The sequence below is a fragment of the Pantoea sp. USMM079 genome (assembly GCF_037153115.1).
Taxonomy (GTDB): Bacteria; Pseudomonadota; Gammaproteobacteria; order Enterobacterales; family Enterobacteriaceae; genus Pantoea; species Pantoea communis.
In genome coordinates this window covers 1-223 of record NZ_JBBCKX010000093.1, presented here as the reverse complement: position 1 = coordinate 223, position 223 = coordinate 1, and the positions used below count along the sequence as shown (strand labels likewise).

Below are 223 nucleotides of genomic sequence, written 5' to 3'. Positions count from 1 at the left end.
CGGCAGAAGGATATCCAGGTGTGAGACGAGCTGGGTCATCGAATGGGAGCGAAAAAGTGCCATGCCGGTTACAGCCCAGACCATCATTTCCATCGATAAACGGCGCTTTCGCAACGTCACTGTCCCGGTATCAGCGAGACACTCGTCAATGAGTTCAGGAGAAAGGAGATCGGAAAGCCCCGAGAATTCCTGAGGCGTAAACTTATGAACGATATCGAGAGCC

General features: G+C 52.5%; 1 protein-coding gene. It reads right to left on the bottom strand.

Translation table 11 applies throughout. The features are described from left to right. Positions 1 to 223 (bottom strand): transposase domain-containing protein (locus WFP70_RS26670; RefSeq protein ID WP_442956379.1); only part of this gene is annotated, 223 nt, incomplete at both ends.